This window comes from Bradyrhizobium sp. MOS002, assembly GCF_003020115.1.
Lineage (GTDB): Bacteria > Pseudomonadota > Alphaproteobacteria > Rhizobiales > Xanthobacteraceae > Bradyrhizobium.
Genome location: NZ_PYFX01000009.1, coordinates 178,489 through 196,034, shown reverse-complemented (window position 1 = coordinate 196,034; position 17,546 = coordinate 178,489). Strand labels below are relative to the sequence as shown.

At 64.4% G+C, this 17,546-nt stretch carries 16 protein-coding genes; 13 read left to right on the top strand and 3 right to left on the bottom strand.

Going from position 1 to position 17,546, the window contains the following annotated elements; translation table 11 throughout:
* Window positions 1–8: 8 nt before the first annotated feature.
* Window positions 9–764: a triose-phosphate isomerase gene (gene tpiA / locus C7G41_RS25145; protein ID WP_106945032.1), complete on the bottom strand. Its 756-nt coding sequence runs from the start codon at window positions 762–764 to the stop codon at window positions 9–11.
* 223 nt (window positions 765–987) lie between these two features.
* On the opposite strand from tpiA, the gene C7G41_RS25140 reads away from it, so the two are divergent.
* Genes C7G41_RS25140 through moaC form a run of 4 tightly spaced genes read left to right on the top strand, consistent with a single transcriptional unit; the run spans window position 988 to window position 5,293 of the window.
* Window positions 988–2,886: a SurA N-terminal domain-containing protein gene (locus C7G41_RS25140; RefSeq protein ID WP_106945031.1), complete on the top strand. Its 1,899-nt coding sequence runs from the start codon at window positions 988–990 to the stop codon at window positions 2,884–2,886.
* A gap of 14 nt (window positions 2,887–2,900) precedes the next feature.
* Window positions 2,901–3,914, top strand: a complete 1,014-nt coding sequence (gene trpD / locus C7G41_RS25135) for an anthranilate phosphoribosyltransferase (RefSeq protein ID WP_106945030.1) — start codon at window positions 2,901–2,903, stop codon at window positions 3,912–3,914.
* Between the two features lie 7 nt (window positions 3,915–3,921).
* Window positions 3,922–4,743, top strand: coding sequence for an indole-3-glycerol phosphate synthase TrpC (gene trpC / locus C7G41_RS25130; protein ID WP_106945029.1), 822 nt, complete (start codon window positions 3,922–3,924; stop codon window positions 4,741–4,743).
* Window position 4,744: 1 nt separating this feature from the next.
* Window positions 4,745–5,293 (top strand): cyclic pyranopterin monophosphate synthase MoaC, encoded by a 549-nt coding sequence (gene moaC, locus C7G41_RS25125; protein WP_106945028.1) that lies wholly within the window; start codon window positions 4,745–4,747, stop codon window positions 5,291–5,293.
* Window positions 5,294–5,302: 9 nt separating this feature from the next.
* On the opposite strand, the gene C7G41_RS25120 is transcribed toward moaC, so the two are convergent.
* Window positions 5,303–5,467 carry a Flp family type IVb pilin gene (locus tag C7G41_RS25120; protein WP_106945027.1) on the bottom strand — a complete coding sequence of 55 codons (165 nt, stop codon included), beginning with the start codon at window positions 5,465–5,467 and terminating at the stop codon, window positions 5,303–5,305.
* Window positions 5,468–5,797: 330 nt separating this feature from the next.
* On the opposite strand from C7G41_RS25120, the gene C7G41_RS25115 reads away from it, so the two are divergent.
* The 3 genes from C7G41_RS25115 to C7G41_RS25105 all read left to right on the top strand — a co-directional run bounded on the left by C7G41_RS25115 (window position 5,798) and on the right by C7G41_RS25105 (window position 10,191).
* Window positions 5,798–8,518, top strand: coding sequence for an EAL domain-containing protein (locus C7G41_RS25115; protein ID WP_106945026.1), 2,721 nt, complete (start codon window positions 5,798–5,800; stop codon window positions 8,516–8,518).
* A gap of 121 nt (window positions 8,519–8,639) precedes the next feature.
* The gene (locus C7G41_RS25110) at window positions 8,640–9,254 is read left to right on the top strand and encodes a TetR/AcrR family transcriptional regulator (RefSeq protein WP_199198593.1); all 615 of its coding nucleotides are present in this window, start codon (window positions 8,640–8,642) and stop codon (window positions 9,252–9,254) included.
* Between the two features lie 82 nt (window positions 9,255–9,336).
* Entirely contained in the window at window positions 9,337–10,191 is an 855-nt protein-coding gene (locus C7G41_RS25105) for a DMT family transporter (RefSeq protein ID WP_106945025.1), read from the top strand.
* A 169-nt stretch (window positions 10,192–10,360) separates the two neighbouring features.
* Here the strand turns inward: C7G41_RS25105 and C7G41_RS25100 are convergent, their stop codons facing one another.
* On the bottom strand, window positions 10,361–11,698 hold the full coding sequence (locus C7G41_RS25100; RefSeq protein WP_106945024.1) for a S41 family peptidase: 1,338 nt from the start codon (window positions 11,696–11,698) through the stop codon (window positions 10,361–10,363).
* A gap of 305 nt (window positions 11,699–12,003) precedes the next feature.
* On the opposite strand from C7G41_RS25100, the gene C7G41_RS25095 reads away from it, so the two are divergent.
* From C7G41_RS25095 to C7G41_RS25070, 6 genes are all read left to right on the top strand, one after another.
* Window positions 12,004–13,137, top strand: a complete 1,134-nt coding sequence (locus C7G41_RS25095) for an alpha-hydroxy acid oxidase (RefSeq protein ID WP_106945023.1) — start codon at window positions 12,004–12,006, stop codon at window positions 13,135–13,137.
* Between the two features lie 8 nt (window positions 13,138–13,145).
* Window positions 13,146–13,778 (top strand): HAD family phosphatase, encoded by a 633-nt coding sequence (locus tag C7G41_RS25090; RefSeq protein WP_199198592.1) that lies wholly within the window; start codon window positions 13,146–13,148, stop codon window positions 13,776–13,778.
* Window positions 13,779–13,946: 168 nt separating this feature from the next.
* The gene (locus C7G41_RS25085) at window positions 13,947–14,138 is read left to right on the top strand and encodes a hypothetical protein (protein ID WP_027518168.1); all 192 of its coding nucleotides are present in this window, start codon (window positions 13,947–13,949) and stop codon (window positions 14,136–14,138) included.
* Window positions 14,139–14,358: 220 nt separating this feature from the next.
* Window positions 14,359–15,570: a gephyrin-like molybdotransferase Glp gene (gene glp, locus C7G41_RS25080; protein ID WP_106945022.1), complete on the top strand. Its 1,212-nt coding sequence runs from the start codon at window positions 14,359–14,361 to the stop codon at window positions 15,568–15,570.
* Between the two features lie 176 nt (window positions 15,571–15,746).
* Window positions 15,747–16,448 carry a transcriptional repressor LexA gene (lexA, locus tag C7G41_RS25075; RefSeq protein WP_106945054.1) on the top strand — a complete coding sequence of 234 codons (702 nt, stop codon included), beginning with the start codon at window positions 15,747–15,749 and terminating at the stop codon, window positions 16,446–16,448.
* A gap of 495 nt (window positions 16,449–16,943) precedes the next feature.
* Window positions 16,944–17,378 (top strand): hypothetical protein, encoded by a 435-nt coding sequence (locus tag C7G41_RS25070; RefSeq protein WP_027518171.1) that lies wholly within the window; start codon window positions 16,944–16,946, stop codon window positions 17,376–17,378.
* Window positions 17,379–17,546 lie beyond the last annotated feature (168 nt).

The window sequence follows — 17,546 nt, the reverse complement described above, 5'->3', positions numbered from 1 at the left end:
GGGTTTAGCTAGGGACAGCCCTGCGCAATCGCAAGGAAATCGGCCGCCTTAAGGCTGGCCCCGCCGACCAGCGCGCCATTGACGTTCTTCACGGCCATCAGCTCGGCCGCGTTCGACGGCTTGACCGAGCCGCCATAGAGGATCCGCATCCCGGCGCCGTCGGCCTTGAACCTGGAGGTCAGGAATTCCCGGATAAAGCCATGAATCTGCTCGACATCCCTAGACGTCGGAGTCAGGCCGGTGCCGATTGCCCAGACCGGCTCATAGGCCACGACCAGATTGGCGGCGGTCGAGCCATCCGGGAGCGAGCCGTTGAGCTGCCCACGCAGGATATCCAGGGTCTGGCCGGCATCGCGCTGCGCTTGCGTCTCGCCGATGCAGACGATCGCCGTCACCCCGGCGCGCCAGGCGGCCTCAGCCTTCTGTCGGACTAGGCCATCGCCCTCGACATGGTCGGCGCGGCGCTCGGAATGGCCGACGATGATGGCGGTCGCACCCGAATCCACCAGCATTTCGGCGGCGATATCGCCGGTATGGGCTCCGGAGGCCTTGGGGTGGCAATCCTGGGCCCCCACCGCGACCTTCTTGCCGCGCGCCTTCTCGGCAAAGGCTGCGATCAGTGTCGCCGGCGGGCAAACCAGCAGGTCGGCTTTGCCGGCCACCTCTGCCGCACCATTGAGCATGGCGTCGAATTCGGCAGTCGAGGCCTTCAGGCCGTTCATTTTCCAGTTGCCGGCGATCAGGGGGCGGATGGCATCGGTCATGTCAAATTCCAGCAAAATTCGGTTTGTTCATGCGCTAGCAGAGGTCCCGTGGCAGTTCCAGAGACCAGGGGCTTTTAACCGCAGGGATCGAAAGCCTGCCGGACCCGAGGTTGCGGGGGGAAAGCCACCACTTTATGATGATTGATCAATTTGGTGACGCGCTTTTGCGGAATCTGCATTAAGACGCGCTCCCGTTCCCCTCCTGCCAAACAAGTTGGACCAAATGCTTCGAGGAATGCGCAAGGCCTCATCAAACTGGCTCGGCAAGACCATTATGGCCGTTGTGATGGGCGTGCTGATCATCAGCTTCGGCGTTTGGGGCATTGCCGACATCTTCAAGGGCTTTGGGCAATCCACCGTGGCCAAGGTCGGCGGCACCGAGATTTCGTTGAACGAGTTCCGCCAGATTTACACCGATCGCCTCCAGCAGATCAGCCGCCAATTCGGCCGGCCGTTGTCGCCTGAACAGGCGCGCGCCTTCGGTCTCGACCGTCAGGTGCTCCAGCAGACGATCGCGGAAGCCGCCCTCGACGAAGAGGCGCGCCGGCTCGGGCTCGGCCAGTCCGACGACCAGATCCGCCAGCTCATCATGAACGACCCGAACTTCAAGGGCGTCGGCGGCAACTTCGATTCGAACCGCTTCCAGTCCGTGATCCGCAATTTCGGCTATACCGAGCAGCGTTACGTTTCGGAGCAGCGCAAAGTCTCGCTGCGTCGGCAGATCACCGGCACGATCGGTGCTGGCCTCGAGCCGCCGAAGGCGATGCTCGACGTGCTGACGCGCTTCCAGAACGAGCAGCGCGCCATTGAATTCGTCAGGCTCGACGCAGCCCAGGCAGGCAGCATCGACGCGCCATCGCCCGAGGCGCTCGCCGCCTATTTCGAGGATCACAAGGTTCAGTTCCGTGCGCCCGAATATCGCAAGATCGCGTTCGTCGTGGTCTCGCCGGAGGAGATCGGCAAGTGGAGCGAGGTGTCGGACGAGGACGCCAAGAAAGCGTTCGAGCAGCGCAAGGACCGGCTCGGCACGCCGGAGAAGCGCCAGATCCAGCAGATCGTATTCCCCAACGCCGCCGAGGCGCAGACCGCACGCGAGCGGCTCACCAGCGGGACGTCGTTCGAGGACCTCGGCAAGGAGCGCGGACTGAGCGCGTCCGACGTCGATCTCGGGCTCGTGACCAAATCCTCGCTCGATCCGGCGGTTGGAGACGCCGTCTTTGCGCTTCCCGCCGGTGAAATTAGCCAGCCGATTCAGGGCCGCCTCGGCACGTCGATCGTCAAGGTCGACAAGATCGAGCCGGGCAATGAGGCGAACTATGCGAGCGTTGCCGCCGACATCAAGCGCGAGATCGCGATCGAGCGCGCGCGCGTCAAGGTCGCCGATCTCCGCGACAAGATGGAAGACGAACGCGGCGGCGGTGCCAGCGTGATCGACGCGGCGCAGAAGCTCGGGCTCACCGCCGTGACCATCGACGCCGTCGACCGTTCCGGCCGCGCCCCGAGCGGCCAGCCGGTCTCCGGCATTCCGCAGGGCCTCGACGTGGTCTCGCAGGCCTTCAACACCGATGTCGGCGTCGACAACGACTCGATCTCTTTCAAGGGCGGCTATGTCTGGTACGACGTGCTCGCCATCACGCCCTCGCGCGACCGCAATCTCGACGAGGTTCGCGACCAGGTCGAGGCGCGCTGGCGGCAGGACCAGATCGCGACCAAGCTGAAGGCCAAGGCGACCGAAATGGTGCAGAAGCTCGAATCTGGCGGCAAGCTCGCCGACGAAGCAGCCGCGATCGGCGCCAAGGTCGAGACCGCCACCGGCTTCAAGCGCGACGACTCGCCCGCCAGCGTGCCCGCAACCGTCGTGTCGGCCGCCTTCCGCGTCGCCAAGGACGGCGTCGGGCAGTCGCCGGTGACCGGCGGCACCGAGGTGATCGTGTTCCGCGTCACCGAGATCGTCGATCCCTCGGTCGACGCCGCTTCCGAGGCGGTCAAGAAGCTGAAGGACAGTATCGACCGCGCGCAGACCGAGGAGCAGGTCGCTTCCTACGTCAACAAGCTTGAAACCGACATCGGGACCACCATTAATCAGGCCGCCTTCGCGCAGGTGACCGGCGCGACCCAGTGAGTTGAAAGCACGCGATGGACGACCTGAAATCGATCATTGGAAAAGTGGCGACCGGCGCCAGCCTGTCGCGTGACGAAGCGGCTTCCGCCTTCGACGCCGTAATGTCCGGCGAGGCGACGCCCTCGCAGATGGGCGGTCTGCTGATGGCGCTGCGGGTGCGCGGCGAGACCGTGGACGAGATCACCGGCGCTGTCGCGGCAATGCGCTCCAAGATGCTCACGGTCGATGCGCCCGCGGACGCCGTCGACATTGTCGGCACCGGCGGCGACGGCTCCGGCTCGGTCAATGTCTCGACCTGTGCCTCCTTCATCGTTTCGGGCGCCGGTCTGCCGGTGGCCAAGCACGGCAACCGCGCGCTGTCGTCGCGCTCGGGCGCCGCCGACGTGCTGGCTTCGCTCGGGGTGAAGATCGATCTGAGGCCGGAGCAGGTCGGCCGCTGCATACGCGAATGCGGCATCGGCTTCATGTTCGCCCCCGCCCATCATCCCGCCATGAAGAACGTCGGCCCGACCCGGGTGGAGCTTGCGACACGGACGATCTTCAATCTGCTCGGCCCGTTGTCCAATCCGGCCGGCGTGAAGCGGCAGATGGTCGGCGTGTTCTCCCGGCAATGGGTGCAGCCGCTGGCGCAAGTGCTCAAGAACCTCGGCTCCGAATCCGCCTGGGTCGTGCACGGTTCCGATGGCCTCGACGAGATCACCCTCACCGGCCCGACCTTCGTCTCCGCGCTCCACGATGGCGAGATCCGGAATTTCGAGGTGACTCCGGAGGACGCGGGCCTGCCGCGCTGCGAGGCCGGTGCACTCAAAGGCGGCGACGCCGACGCCAACGCTATCGCCTTGCAGAGCGTGCTCAACGGCAAGCCGAGCCCCTACCGTGACGTCGCGCTGATCAACGCCGCTGCCGCATTGGTCGTGGCCGGGCGTGCCAGGGACCTCAAGGAAGGTGTCGTGATCGGCGCAAAATCGCTCGACAGCGGCGCGGCGAGCGCGCGGCTGAAACACCTGATCGCGGTCTCTAACGGCTGAGCCTGACATGTCGGACATCTTGACCAAGATCGAAGCCTACAAGCGCGAGGAAATCGCGGCGGCCAAGCGCGCGCAACCGCTGTCGGCGGTGGAGGCGAAGGCTAGGGCGCAAGCAGCACCGCGCGGCTTCCTCCGCGCGATCAAGGCCAAGCACGCCAATGGCGACTACGCGCTGATCGCGGAGATCAAGAAGGCCTCGCCGTCAAAGGGCCTGATCCGCGCCGATTTCGATCCGCCGCTGCTCGCAAGGGCCTATGAGGCCGGCGGCGCTGCCTGCCTGTCGGTGCTGACGGACACGCCCTCGTTCCAGGGCCATCTCGACTTCATGGTTGCGGCCCGCGCGACAACGTCACTGCCGGTGCTGCGCAAGGATTTCATGTTCGACACTTATCAGGTGGCGGAGGCCCGCGCGCACGGCGCCGACTGCATCCTGATCATTATGGCGGCGCTCGATGATGCCACGGCAAAAGAGCTCGAGGACGCCGCCATCGCCCATGGCATGGACGTGCTGATCGAGATCCACGACCGCGCCGAGCTCGACCGCGCGCTGAAGTTGCGTTCGCCGATGATCGGCGTCAACAATCGCAATTTGCGTACCTTCGAAACCACGCTTGCGACCAGCGAAACATTGGCGCCGCTGGTCCCCGGCGACCGGCTGATGGTCGGCGAGAGCGGCATCTTCACGCCCGCCGATCTCGCCCGTCTCGAGCGCGTCGGCATGTCGACCTTCCTGGTCGGCGAGAGCCTGATGCGGCAAGCCGACGTTACCGCTGCGACCCGCACGCTGCTGGCGCGCGAGACGACGGCGCGCGCGACAGGCACGCGCTGACATGGCCAGCAAGCCGAGCGCGACGAAACCAGCCAAGTCCGAGTCCAAGTCTAAGACCAAGGCCAAGTCCAAGACCGGCCCTGCCCTCACCCATATCGGCGCCTCCGGGGAGGCGCGGATGGTTGACGTGTCGGACAAGCCCGCGAGCGAGCGGCTCGCGGTCGCGGAAGGACGCGTCGTCATGACCAGGGCGACGCTTGACCTGATCGTGTCCGGCAACGCCAAGAAGGGCGACGTGCTCGGCACCGCCCGCATCGCCGGCATCATGGCCGCCAAGCGCACCGCGGAGCTGATCCCGCTCTGCCATCCGCTCGCGCTGTCGAAGGTGACGGTCGAGATCGAGCCTGACGCATCGCTGCCGGGCTGCCTTGTCCGCGCCAGCGTGAAGGTCACGGGCCCGACCGGCGTCGAGATGGAAGCGCTCACCGCCGTCTCGGTCGCCTGCCTCACCATCTACGACATGATCAAGGCCGTGGAGCGCGGCGTGCGCATCGAAGGCATCCACCTGGTCGAGAAGCTCGGCGGCAAATCCGGCCATTACCGCGTCTGATTGCCGCTGCTACTTCAGCGACGCGCTGATCGACCCGAATTTTGAATTGAGCTTGCTGCCCAGGCCGTTCACCACGGCAATGATCGCAAGCGCGATGCCGGCGGCGATCAGGCCGTACTCGATCGCGGTTGCGCCGGTTTCGTCGGCGAGAAATTTGTTCACAGCATTCTTCATGATCGTAGCCCTCTGCGTCGTTGCGACGACGTTCGTCGTTGGGAAGACGTTCGCAATTCGTGTGCCAATGCGGACCTTAAGGATCGCCAGCATCTTAGATGGTTAAGCTTCGATTGATCATCGCGATGGTCGGCAGAAATTGTCAGGGCGCGCGGAAGCTTCCGGCAATTCCTGCACATCTCGCGTCCCGCATATTGATTGCTTTTGCGAGTGTCTGTTCACGGCGCATTAACCCAGCTTGCTAACTTCGCCTCCACTCCGTTCCCCTAAACCAACGGATGTTTACGGGGCCACGAATTGACCCTGGCGTGCGCACGACAACGATCGATCATGATGACGAGATTCGGCAGCCGCCTTTTTGACCAGGCCTTCGTGCGCAGCGGACCTATCCGCTGGCTGGTGGTGGGCGGCACGCTGCTGATCGCTGCGATCGCCGTCGGCGCGACGCTGATGGCGGAGAATTTTCGCGAACGTGCGCTGCGCAACGCCGGCCGCGAGCTGGAAAACACCGTGCTGATGCTGGCCCATCATTTCGACCAGCAATTACAGGATTTCGCGGTCATCCAGAAGGATTTCGTCGACTACGTCCGCGCGAGCGGCATCACCAATGCGGCAGACTATCGCAAGCGCCTCGCCGGCCAGGACCTCCACCGGATGCTGCGTTCGAAGATCGAGGCACTGCCCTACATAGGCGGCGTCAATATCATCGATGCCGAGGGCAATTTGATCAATTCGTCGGCGGCATGGCCGGCCCCGAACGTGAACGTTGCCGATCGCGCCTATTTCCAGACTTTCCGGCACGATCCCGACGCTCCCGATGTCCTGATCGAGCCACTCTACAGTCGCATCTCCGGCGCCTGGACCATCCTGATCGTGCGCAAGATCGTCGGACCGAACGGCGAGTTCATGGGTGTGGTCGGACGCGGCATCGAGCCGGCAAATTTCGAAAAATTCTTCGAGTCCGCCGTGCTCGGCGAAAGCACGACGATCTCGATGCTGCACCGGGACGGCACGATGCTCGCCCGCTATCCCCATTCCAACGAATTGATGGGACGGAATTTCAAGAACGGTCCGTTCGCGCATCAAAGGGTTTTCGGGCTCGACCATTTTGCCGGCCGCTTCATGAGCCCGGTCGACGGCGAGGACCGGCTGATTTCCTCACACGCCCTGCCTCACTTCCCGATCCTGATGATGGCCACCACGACGCGCGCGACGGCCCTGACGGACTGGCGCGAGCAAATCGGCATCCTGATCTCGGTCGCCGCCTCTTCCGCGCTCGCCATCGCGGGCGTGCTGATCGCGATCGTACGCAAGCTCCTGGAGCAGCATCGTCTTTCGCGGGAACGGCTGACGCTGGAAATGCAGCGTCTCGACCGCGCCGTCAACAACATGACCCAGGGTCTGCTGCTGTTCGACGCCTCGCAGCAGCTCGTGATCTGCAATCAGCGCTACATCGAGATGTACGGGCTGTCGGCCGAAATCGTGAGACCCGGCTGCAGCTTCCACGACATCATTGCGCATCGCCGAGCCACCGGCTCGTTCACGGGCGATGTGGACCAGTATGTCGCACGGGTCCTGCGCGACATCCATCTGCGCAATTCCATGGTGGTCGACACCTCCGACGGCCGTTCGATCCAGATCGTCAACGAACCGCTCACCGACGGCGGCTGGGTGGCGACGCATGAGGACATCACGGAGCGCCGGCGTATCGAGGAGCGCATCACCCATCTCGCTCATTACGACGCGCTGACCGACCTGCCCAACCGCACCATGTTCCACGAGCATCTGCGTCAGGAACTCGATCTCGTCGCCGGAGGCGAACTACTCGCTGTGCACTACATCGACATCGACGAGTTCAAGGGCGTCAACGACGCGCTCGGGCATCTCGTCGGTGACGAGCTCCTGAAGTCAATTGCGCAGAGCCTCCAGCGGTGCGCGGGTCCGGCCGACTTCGTGGCGCGGCTCGGCGGCGACGAATTTGCAATCGTCCAGAGCGCGGTGACATCGCTGGACCAGGTCAACGAGCTCGTCGCGCGGGTGTTCGAGGCCATCCGCGCGCCGTTCGACTGCATGGGCCATCATCTTGCCACCGACGCCAGCATCGGCATCGCGCTGGCGTCGGAACATGGAACGGCGCTGGACCAGATCCTGAAGAACGCGGATATGGCGATGTACGCCGCCAAAGCCGCAGGGCGCCGCACCTATCGCTATTTCGAGCCGGAGATGGACGCCAAGATCCACGAGCGGCGGCAGCTCGAGATCGACCTGCGCCAAGCCATCGCCCAAGGCGGGCTCGAGGTGTATTACCAGCCCTGCCTCAGCCTGAAGGACGACCGCATCACCGGTTGCGAGGCGCTGGTGCGCTGGCGCCATCCCGAGCGCGGCATGGTCTCGCCGGCCGAATTCATCCCGATCGCCGAGGACACCGGCCTGATCAACGAGATCGGCGAATGGGTGCTGGCGACCGCGTGCCGGGACGCGGCGAACTGGCCCGACGACATCCGCCTCGCCGTCAACGTCTCGCCGGTGCAGTTCAAGAGCGGCACGCTGGCGCTGAAGATCATGGCGGCGCTTGCCGCCTCCAATCTGCCGGCGAGCCGGCTCGAGCTCGAAATCACCGAGGCGGTGCTGATCCGCGACGACGACACCGCGCTTGCGATCCTGCATCAACTCCGCGCCATCGGCGTCCGCATCGCGCTCGACGATTTCGGCACCGGCTACTCCTCGCTGAGCTATCTGCACCGCTTCCCGTTTGACAAGATCAAGATCGATCGCTGCTTCGTCAGCGACATCGCCGGCCCCGACGGCTCCGCCAGCATCGTGCAGGCGGTCGTCAATCTCGCCGCCGCCCGCCGCATGACCACCACGGCCGAGGGCGTCGAGACCGAGGAGCAGCAGCGTCTGCTGCGCGCACTCGGCTGCTCCGAGATGCAGGGCTATCTGTTCAGCGCCGCAAAACCCGCCGACAAGGTGCTGGAGCTGTTCGCAGTTCATCGCAGTCGTCTCGCCCAGCGCGGCGGCAACGAAGGCCGCCGCCGCGAGGCGGGCTAGAGCCTGGACTCACACAGGCGCAATTGTCGGCTCGAGAGGCCAGGCGGACACATCGGCCGGACAGCCAAACGGCGGTGGCGGGCCCCTAGGAATTGAAGACCATTCGGTCTATATATCGGCGATGCGCCGCCAAACCCCTGTGCAGTTGCCTCGTGGCCGTCCCCGAAGTTTCGACGCGGAAGCTGCAGTCGAGCGGGCGATGGGCGTATTCTGGTCGCGCGGTTATCACGCCACGGCGCTACCCGACCTTCTTCAGGCGACGAAGCTCTCGCGTGGCAGCCTTTATGCCGCATTCGGAGACAAGCACTCGCTGTTCTTGCGTGCGCTTGATCGCTACGTCGCCGATGCCCTGACACGGATGGATGTCGAACTCGGCCCCCGCCGAGAGCCGGTCGACGGCTTGCGGGCCTATCTTGCCGGTTACGTTGACCGAACGAGCGGCGCCAATGGCCGGCGCGGATGCCTGCTGGTGGCCACAGCCATGGAGCTGGCTGGCCGTGACGCTGAAGTTGATCGCCGCATCGCGAGCTTTTTCAAAGCCATGGAGGCCAGGGTGGCCGATGCGCTGTCCCGTGCGAAGGCGGCGGGCAAGCTGGCCGATGCCGTCGAGCCTACAACTGCCGCGAAAATTCTCGTCTGTTTCGTCGAGGGGCTGCGCGTCGTCGGCAAAACGGCACCGGCGCGGATCACGTCGCAAGCCACCGTTGACGCTCTCCTCGACCGCTTCATCAGGTAGACAACCCGTTTCATCAGGTTCGGCCGCTTCCCGCGTTGGCACGCCAATATATGGACCGAACGGTCTTGAAAGGAAGAATGCCATGTCTGCCATCCAGATCGTCTGTGCGGTGGCCGTCCCCTTGCTCTGGGGTTACCAGTTCGTCGCCATCAAAGTGGGGGTTACGGAGTTTCCGCCCCTCTTCTTCCTCGCGCTGCGCTTTTTGGCCATCGCGCTGCTGCTCGTTCCGTTCGTCAAAAAGCCCGCGCGTCAGCAGTTCGGCCCCATCGCAGCTATTTCGATCTTCCTCGGTGGGCTGAACTTCGGCCTTTTCTATGTCGGCCTTGGGCTCGGCTCGGGAACCATGTCGGCCGTCGCCTATCAACTCGCCACGCCCTTCACCGTCCTGCTAGCGTGGCCGCTGCTCGCGGAGAGGCCGTCTCTCACCACTTCCGCTGGAGTGGTGCTTGCATTCGTCGGCGTGGTCGTGTTGGCGGCGGAGCCCGGCCAGTCCGCAAACGCGCTTCCGCTGCTGCTCGTGGTCGGAGCAGCCTTCGCATTCGCGGTGTCCAATGTCCTGACGAAACGCTACGGCCCTTTTGATCCCTTGATGTTGATGGGATGGTCCTCGCTACTCACGGTGCCGCAGGTCATGTGGATGTCGCTGCTCCTTGAACATGGACAACTCGCGAGCCTCGTCACGGCGGATGGACGAGGTTGGCTGGCACTCGCCTACACGATTTTCATCGGAGGAATTGTCGGGTTTGGCCTGTGGTTCTGGCTGATCGGGCGTTGCTCCATGGGTCGCGTCGCGCCCTTCGGTTTGCTGCTTCCGGTGTTCGCCTTGATGTCGAGCGTCGTGTTCCTTGGCGAACACATGACTTCAAAGTTGATGATCGGCGGGCTGCTCGCGATCTCCGGCGTCGCCATGACACAGTTAAGACCGAGCGCTCGGTAAAGCTGAACCTTGAAGTCGCATCGCTGCGACTTCGCGCCCCGCGCTGGGCCGAGCGATGGCTGCTACGAGGCCACCTTCGCGGCCATGAACCCGAGGTAAGACCGCGTCCCCAAACGAATTCGCCCGGGAGCGGTCATCCGCTCCCGGGCGATGTCTGGAAGTCGCAAGGCTAGTTCGGCACCGCAGCCTTCGGCCCGGGCTTGGCGGCGACCGCATTTGCGGTTTGGCCGTGCAGGAAGTCGTAGGCCGTATGCAGGGCCTTGTCGTCTTTCGCCTCCGGCGGGACATAGGACTGCGATCCGGTCTGCTCGGTGCCATCGGCCGCCTGGAGATGGCCGCGCATCTGGGACTCCGCCATGGTGTCCATCCGGCCCTTCAGCTCGGGCGGCACGTCTTGGAGGATCTCGATGTCGGGCGCGATGCCCTGGGCCTGGATCGAGCGGCCCGAGGGCGTGTAGTAGCGCGCCGTGGTCAGCGCCAGCGCGCCGTTGCCGGCGCCGAGCGGGATGATGGTCTGCACCGAGCCCTTGCCGAACGAGCGCGTGCCGATGATGGTCGCGCGCTTGTGATCGTGCAATGCGCCGGCCACGATCTCCGAGGCCGAAGCCGAGCCGCCGTTGACCAGAACCACCAGCGGTTTGCCCTTGGTGAGGTCGCCGCCATGCGCGGTGAAGCGCTGGGTCTCCTCGGCGTTGCGGCCGCGGGTCGAGACGACTTCGCCACGCTGCAGGAACGCGCTCGACACCGACACGGCCTGGTCGAGCAGTCCGCCCGGATTGTTGCGCAGGTCCATCACGTAGCCGACCAGCTTCTCCGGCGGAACGTCCTTCGAGATCGATGCGATCGCCTTCTTCAGGCCGTCGGTGGTCTGCTCGTTGAACGAGGTGACGCGGATATAGCCGATATCGCCGTTCTCGACGTGGAAGCGCACGGGGCGCACATGGATGATCTCGCGCTTGATCGCGACGTCGAGCGGGGCGTCGGCCCCCTTGCGCACGATCGTGAGCTTGGTCTGGGTCTCGACCGGCCCCTTCATCTTGTTGACGGCCTGCTCGAGGGTCATGCCCTGCACGGCATCGCCGTCGATCTTGCTGATGAGGTCGCCCGACATGATGCCGGCCTTGGACGCCGGCGTGTCGTCGATCGGCGAGACGACCTTGACCAGCCCCTCCTCCATCGTGACCTCGATGCCGAGCCCGCCGAACTCGCCGGAGGTGGTCTCCTGCATCTCGGTCCAGGCCTTGTCGTTCATGTAGCGCGAGTGCGGATCGAGCGAGGTCACCATGCCGGTGATCGCGCCTTCAATCAGCTTGGCATTGTCAGGCTTCTCGACATAGCTCGCCTTCACCCGCTCGAACACTTCGCCGAACAAATTGAGCTTGGAATAGGCGTCGTCCGCGCTCGCTGCCGCCCGTGCCGCCCACACGCCGCCGTGCGGACTGGCTACCAGAAGGGTCAGACACGCTCCGGTGAGCGCGCCCATTGGAAACAGCAGGGTTTTCCGCATGGATAGGCTGGCCTTTTTGCTTCGCGGTTCGGTGGGGCTGGGGAGCCGCCATGCAAATGGCGATCCAGCCTGCTTCTCACAATACCATTCTGGTTTCTTCAAGGCCGGGATGCCACGCCGGCGGGTACACCGTAAAAATCCCTTCGTCGGGACCTAAACTTTTGGCAACGTTGCAGGACCCGGTTCGTGCGCAGCGGGGACGGCCGGCCGGCCCACGCCTTGCAGCCATGCCATTTTAGGATGGTTTTGGCGACCCGGACGGGTTAGGCGATGAGGTAAGGCTTCAAATTCTCGGGAGGATAACAATGAACGAAGCACCCCGCATCCAACCGGACAGGAACGTCGAGCTCGGCGCCAGCACCGAGCCGTTCCAGAATCTGCATGAATTCATCCGGAAAGCGCGTTCCAACCTCAACCAGAATGCCTGGGACTATATCGTCGGCGCGGCCGAAACCGAGACCACGATGCGTCGCAACCGCATGGCGCTGGACGAGATCGCCTTCCGCCCGCGTGTGCTGCGCGATGTCCGCAAGGTCACCGGGTCGGTCGAGCAATTCGGCCGCAGGATGCGCCTGCCGGTGGTGCTCGCCCCCGTCGGCGCGCTCGAGATCTTCGATCCGGATGGCGCCGCGAGCGTGGCACGCGCCTGCGGCACTTTCGGCGCGGCGCACATGCTCAGTTCAGTGTCCGAGCCCGGCCTCGAGAAGACCGCCGAAGCTGCGTCCGACGCGCTGCGTCTCTACCAGCTCTATGTGCGCGGCGACGACGCCTTCGTCGCCGACGTCGTCAGCCGGGCTGAGAAGAATGCCTATGCCGCCTTCTGCCTGACCGTCGATACCGCTCATTACAGCCGCCGCGAACGTGACATCGCCAAGCGCTACGTTCGCGAGAGTCGCCTGCGCGCCACCGGCGGCGATTACCAGAAGGGTCTGGAGTGGCGGACCGTGAAGATGATCAAGGACAAGTTCAAGATCCCGCTGATCCTCAAGGGCATCGCGACGGCGGAGGACGCGCTGATCGCGATCGATCATGGCGTCGAATGGATCTACGTCTCCAACCACGGCGGCCGTCAGCTCGATCACGGTCGCGGCGCCATGCACGTGCTGCCCGAAATCGTCGATGCCGTGAACGGTCGCGCAAAGATCATGGTCGATGGCGGCGTCTGTCGCGGCACCGACATCGTCAAGGCGATCGCGGCGGGCGCCGACCTCGTCGGTATCGGCCGGCTGCAATGCTGGGCGCTGGCGGCTGCCGGCGAAGCCGGCGTGGCGCGCATGCTGGAGCTGCTCGAGGACGAGGTGCTGCGCTGCCTCGGCCTCTTGGGTGCGACCTCGTTCGCCGAGGTCAACAAATCCTGCCTGCACCAGGCGACCGCAACCAACGCGCCGAGCGTGTTCAGCGCGTTTCCGCTGTTCGACCACGAGCCGTATCGATACTGAGTGAAAGGATGCAGGTGACCTCGCTCTCTCCCGGCAGCGCGGATGCGCTTCTGTTCGATCTCGGCCGCGTGGTGCTCGATATCGATTTCTCCAAGGCGATCGCCTGCTGGGCGGGACACGCCGGCTGCAAGCCCGAATCCATCGTCGCGCGCTATGTGCGCGACAGCGAAGCCTATCGGTTGCACGAGATGGGCAAGATCAGCGATGAGGATTATTTCGCCTCGTTGCGAGACTCGCTCGGAATCGGCATTTCGGATGCGCAGTTCCTGGAAGGCTGGAACGCGATCTTCGCCGGTGAAATGCCTGACATCGCCGAGCTGCTGCCGCGCGCAGCGAAGCAGATGCCGCTCTACGCTTTCTCCAACACGAACCGGCCGCACGTGGACCATTTCTCGAGGGAATATGCCAGCCTCCTCGGCCATTTCCACGAGCTGTATTTGTCGTCCAGCATCGGCCTGCGCAAACCGGATGCGGAGGCCTTCGACCACGTCGTTGCGGCGATCGGCGCGCCCGCCGGGCGTATCGTGTTCTTCGACGATCTTGCCGAAAACATCGAGGGAGCGCGGGCGCGCGGCTTGACGGCGGTGCACGTGACCTCGCCGCGTGACGTCGGGAACGCATTGAAGGCATTGGGCATTTGACGACGATCCGGTGTCGCGAAACCCACGCGGCACGGCCCGACGGGACCAATTTCGAAGAAATTGAGGAACCCGATCACTTTGTGCATTTTTGTACAGAGTTCCCGGAACGGAATACCGCCTTCCGGACTCTTAGAGTCCGTTGGGACTTCTACGGACGGATGCATCATCGTGCTGGGCAAAACCTACCTCACCAAGCAGGCCTCTCTTCTTCTTGAATTCGCGAGGACAACTTCAGACTCGGACCTTTCCGCCAAGCTTGTGAGCAAGGCCGCCGACCTGAAATCCCAGGCCGATCCGCTGCCCGACAAGGATCAGGGACCCAAAGCGCCCGACGTAACGCCCGGGCAGCCAGGGAGCTGATCAATGCAGGCCGGGGCACTCGTCGGTCTCGCCTTGCCATGACCGCCTTCCTGCCGATCTGACAAGTTCTTCGGATCATGCCGCGACGCGCTTGATCCTGCCTTCCGGAACAAGGCGGCGGGATGACTGTGCCCGCTCAGCTGTTTTTGCCTCTGCGCCCACGCTCGGCTAGAAGACTTGCGGAACATTCGCCCGAACGTGCCGAGCAGGAGTTTTCGCCGTGGCCTTGATGCCGGTTTCTGACGCGCTTGCCGCGGTGCTGGCGGGTGCAGAGCCGCTGCCGGAAGAAATGATTTCCCTCGACCAGGCCTACCATCGCGTGCTCGCGCGTGACGTCGCGGCAAGGCGCACGCAGCCGCCGCAGGCGATGTCGGCGATGGACGGCTACGCGGTGCGCGCGGCCGATGCCGCGGCGATCAATTCCGGGCTCACCGTCATCGGCGAAGTCGCGGCGGGCCGGCCGTTCGCGGGGACAGTCGGCGCCGGCGAGGCCGTGCGGATATTCACCGGCGGCGTCGTTCCCGGTGGCGCGGACGCCGTCGTGATCCAGGAGGACACCGTCGCCGACGGCAAGCGGATCACGATCAAGGAAGCCGCGATCGCCGGTCGGCACATCCGCCCCGCCGGCGTCGATTTCCGCGAGGGCGACGTGCTCCTGCGCAAGGGAAGCCGTCTCACCGAGCGCGACCTCGCGCTCGCCGCCGGAATGAACCATCCGCAGCTTGCCGTTTTCAGGCGTCCGAGGGTCGCGATTCTCGCCACGGGCGACGAACTGGTGATGCCGGGCACCACGCCCGGCCACGGCCAGATCGTCTATTCCAACGGCTACGCCCTGCACGCGCTCGCGCGCAGCGAGGGCGCCGAGACCATCGACCTTGGGATTGCCGCCGACACGCTCGAGGCCACCACCGCCGGCATCCGCGGCGCCCGCGAGAGCGGCGCCGACATCCTGATCACGACCGGCGGCGCATCGGTCGGCGACCACGATCTGGTCCAGCAGGCACTGAGAGACGAAGGCATCGCGATGGCGTTCTGGAAGATCGCGATGCGGCCGGGGAAGCCGATGATGCACGGGCGGCTCGGCACAATGGGTGTGATCGGCCTGCCGGGCAATCCCGTGTCGTCCTACGTGTGCGCTTTCCTGTTCATGGTGCCGCTGATTCGCGCCCTGTCCGGCCGTTCGGTGATTCACCATCGCCGTGAACGCGCCGTGCTCGGCCGCGACGTCGGCGCCAACGACCAGCGCGAGGACTATCTGCGCGCGCATCTTGAGGAGCGTGACGACGGCACACGCGTCGTTCTTCCCGTCAATCATCAGGACTCTTCGCTGCTTGCGAATCTCGCTGCAGCACAGGTACTTCTCGTGCGCGCACCGTTCGCGCCGAAGGCCGAAGCCGGCACGGCTTGCGAAGTGTTGCGGCTCCCCGTCTGAGCGCACCGGCAATGCGCGTTCCGCCAACTTTGCTCTGTTCACGGTAAATTAAGCAGTTGCGGAACATGTATCGAACATATAGTGTCTGTTCATGATTTGTTTCGAGCATGTAGCGGCATATTGCCGAATTCAGCGTCTCGGAATCGGACGACATCAACCGGGGGACTTTGGTCGAGATGTTAACGCGCAAACAATACGAGCTTCTGCGGTTCATCAGTGAACGTCTGAAGGAAAGCGGCGTACCGCCCTCCTTCGACGAGATGAAGGATGCGCTCGACCTGCGCTCGAAGTCGGGCATCCATCGCCTGATCACGGCGCTCGAGGAGCGTGGCTTCATCCGACGCCTGCCCAACCGCGCCCGTGCGATTGAAGTCATCAAGCTGCCCGAGCTCCAGGCAGCCGCCGGCAGCCGCCGCGGCTTCACGCCGAGCGTCATCGAGGGCAATCTCGGCAAGGTGCGTGCGAGCTCCAGCCTGCCCGCGGACGAGGGCGAACGTCCCGTCGCGGTGCCGGTGATGGGTCGCATCGCGGCCGGCACGCCGATCGAGGCGTTGCAGACCCGCAGCCATACCATCAGCGTACCGCCTGACATGCTCGGCTCGGGCGAGCATTACGCGCTCGAAGTGCGCGGCGATTCCATGGTCGAGGCCGGCATCCTCGACGGCGACATGGCGCTGATTCAGCGCAACGAGAGCGCCGATACCGGCGACATCGTGGTGGCGCTGATCGACGACGAGGAAGCGACGCTGAAGCGCTTCCGCCGGCGCGGCGCCTCGATCGCACTCGAGCCCGCCAACGCGGCCTATGAGGTCCGCATCCTGCCGCCCAACCGCGTGAAGATTCAGGGCAAGCTGATCGGGCTGTACCGGAAGTACTGATACCGGGAGTACTCGATACCGGGAGTTCATACCGGAAGTGCTTGGCGCCTCGCGCGCTTCCGATCGGCATTGCCGGTCACAGATTGGAGCGGATCATCGTCCGCTCCGGCTGGATAGTCTTTCTGGTTCTGCACAGATTATCCGGCCCCTCCTCCTGGCGTAGCTCCTCGCGACGCCCACCAAGCAGCACCGCTGCGCGGCCCAAGTGTTCGAGGAAATGGCGGCCAGCGATCGTCCGCAACGCGCGGAATGCGATCGAGCAACCGTTGCAGCCAAACCGGCAATATCCAGGCTGGCAACATTCGGAGACGCGCCTGCCGAATGCATCGCAGCAGGCTTTGTTCCTATTGATTGCAGGAAAGATAATGTGATCGCGGCTTGCGGAAACCAGCCGCAGATTTGCCTACAACCAAGCAGAGCGTTCGTGCTTCCACTCTGATAGAGGCCTGCGCCTCGAAGAGACGCGGGTTGCTATCCCAGCATGAGGAGCACCCGATGTGTGACTACAGCCTGCATGCCGTCGCGTCGCGCCCCGCCGAAGTCGGCGAGACGATCGTCACGACAAGCTTCCGCGGCACCTCGACGCGCGGCTTCGCCTCCGCGGCCGATCCTTCCGTCGCCGTCTGCCTGCTGCCGGGAACGGAGCTCGCCTTCGCCGACGACGTCCGCTACGACAATCGCTGGATCTGGACGCGCACCATCAATTCCCGCGTTGGCAAGTTCGGCAAGATCGATCCGCACGTTCCCGACCGCCATCATGACGCGATCGAATTCCCCGACGGCAAATACGTGCTGGTGACGCAACTCGTCGAAGGCCAGCGCGCAACCGTGCTGCAACTGCCTGTGACCCAGCCAGTCACGGAGCGCGAGCACAAGGCGCAGATCATCGCCGACCGGCAGCCGACCGTCACGCACCTGCCGATCGGCTGACACAGCCGCCCTCCGGCTACGAGTTCGGAGGTCAGGATTGAATTGCCATCGCCGGTCGCGGCCGGCGAGATGGTATGGCTTGCGTCCCGCGAAATCCAAGCGGATGGACCAAGCCGTTGCACCTCTCCGCCGCACGAAGTTTGAGCCGCCCTGCCTGAATTTTGAACG

Bases quoted from the DNA above. Each gene is read 5' to 3' on its own strand.
- tpiA (WP_106945032.1), bottom strand. From the start codon at position 764: ATGACCGATGCCATCCGCCCCCTGATCGCCGGCAACTGGAAAATGAAC.
- C7G41_RS25140 (WP_106945031.1), top strand. From the start codon at position 988: ATGCTTCGAGGAATGCGCAAGGCCTCATCAAACTGGCTCGGCAAGACC.
- trpD (WP_106945030.1), top strand. From the start codon at position 2,901: ATGGACGACCTGAAATCGATCATTGGAAAAGTGGCGACCGGCGCCAGC.
- trpC (WP_106945029.1), top strand. From the start codon at position 3,922: ATGTCGGACATCTTGACCAAGATCGAAGCCTACAAGCGCGAGGAAATC.
- moaC (WP_106945028.1), top strand. From the start codon at position 4,745: ATGGCCAGCAAGCCGAGCGCGACGAAACCAGCCAAGTCCGAGTCCAAG.
- C7G41_RS25120 (WP_106945027.1), bottom strand. From the start codon at position 5,467: ATGAAGAATGCTGTGAACAAATTTCTCGCCGACGAAACCGGCGCAACC.
- C7G41_RS25115 (WP_106945026.1), top strand. From the start codon at position 5,798: ATGATGACGAGATTCGGCAGCCGCCTTTTTGACCAGGCCTTCGTGCGC.
- C7G41_RS25110 (WP_199198593.1), top strand. From the start codon at position 8,640: ATGCGCCGCCAAACCCCTGTGCAGTTGCCTCGTGGCCGTCCCCGAAGT.
- C7G41_RS25105 (WP_106945025.1), top strand. From the start codon at position 9,337: ATGTCTGCCATCCAGATCGTCTGTGCGGTGGCCGTCCCCTTGCTCTGG.
- C7G41_RS25100 (WP_106945024.1), bottom strand. From the start codon at position 11,698: ATGCGGAAAACCCTGCTGTTTCCAATGGGCGCGCTCACCGGAGCGTGT.
- C7G41_RS25095 (WP_106945023.1), top strand. From the start codon at position 12,004: ATGAACGAAGCACCCCGCATCCAACCGGACAGGAACGTCGAGCTCGGC.
- C7G41_RS25090 (WP_199198592.1), top strand. From the start codon at position 13,146: ATGCAGGTGACCTCGCTCTCTCCCGGCAGCGCGGATGCGCTTCTGTTC.
- lexA (WP_106945054.1), top strand. From the start codon at position 15,747: ATGTTAACGCGCAAACAATACGAGCTTCTGCGGTTCATCAGTGAACGT.
- C7G41_RS25070 (WP_027518171.1), top strand. From the start codon at position 16,944: ATGTGTGACTACAGCCTGCATGCCGTCGCGTCGCGCCCCGCCGAAGTC.